Origin of the sequence: Mesorhizobium sp. M4B.F.Ca.ET.017.02.2.1, from assembly GCF_003998955.1 — a bacterium.
Lineage (GTDB): Bacteria > Pseudomonadota > Alphaproteobacteria > Rhizobiales > Rhizobiaceae > Mesorhizobium > Mesorhizobium abyssinicae.
In genome coordinates this window covers 1-799 of the sequence record NZ_RZOF01000666.1, presented here as the reverse complement: position 1 = coordinate 799, position 799 = coordinate 1, and the positions used below count along the sequence as shown (strand labels likewise).

Here is a 799-nt window from a genome sequence, read left to right as displayed (position 1 = left end):
GCGAAGAAGCGCAGGCCATCCTCGTCGTCGAGGCCGACCATGCGTTCGCGCCAGCCGGAGATGGTCCGAACGAACTGGCGGATGGGCACGGCGTCGAACAGTTCGTTGCCGACGATGAAGAGCGGCGTTTTCGGCAGCGTCTCGATGGTTTGGTGCCAGTCGAGCTTGACCGTGTGGTCCGCAAGCGTCCGCTGTTGGATTTCGGCCAGGCGCGGGCTGGTCTCGATCATGGCGAACGAGACGCCGGCGGCGAAGCCGGGATCGAGCCGCAGGACGGCGCGCAGCATGTCCTTCATCAGCGTGCCGCGGCCGGGGCCGATCTCGGCGATGGTTGCGGGCAGCGGCCGGCCAGAAGCCTGCCAGGCCTGGTAGAGCCAGACGGCGACCAGCTCGCCGAACATCTGGCTGATCTCCGGCGCGGTGACGAAATCGCCCGCCGCGCCGAAAGGCTCGCGGGTGGTGTAATAGCCATCCTCGGGATCGAACAGGCAAAGCGCCATGTATTCACTGACCGGGATCGGCCCCACCGCACCGATGAGATCGATGATGCGGGTCTTCAGCCGCGTCATGCCGGTTGCGTCTGCGTCACCGGCCTGGCCGTGGCCATCGCCCAGATGCCGGCCAGCACCATGGGCGTCGACAGGATCATGCCCATGGTCAGCCAGTTGGTGCCGAGCAGGTAGCCGAGCTGCTGGTCCGGCTCGCGGAAGAATTCGACAAAGATGCGCGACAGGCCGTAGCCGCAGATGAAGGCGCCGCCGACGAAGCGCGGCGTCTTCAGCTTCAGCCTGGAATGGGT

Annotated in this window: 2 protein-coding genes; both read right to left on the bottom strand. The window is 66.3% G+C overall.

Annotation, left to right across the window (positions count from 1 at the left end):
• The coding region (locus tag EN738_RS34720) for an SAM-dependent methyltransferase (RefSeq protein ID WP_189606160.1) at nucleotides 1-569 on the bottom strand (569 nt) is incomplete at its 3' end.
• Nucleotides 566-799: prolipoprotein diacylglyceryl transferase family protein (locus EN738_RS34715; protein ID WP_189606158.1), on the bottom strand; the 234-nt coding region annotated here is incomplete at its 5' end. The genes EN738_RS34720 and EN738_RS34715, both read right to left, overlap by 4 nt.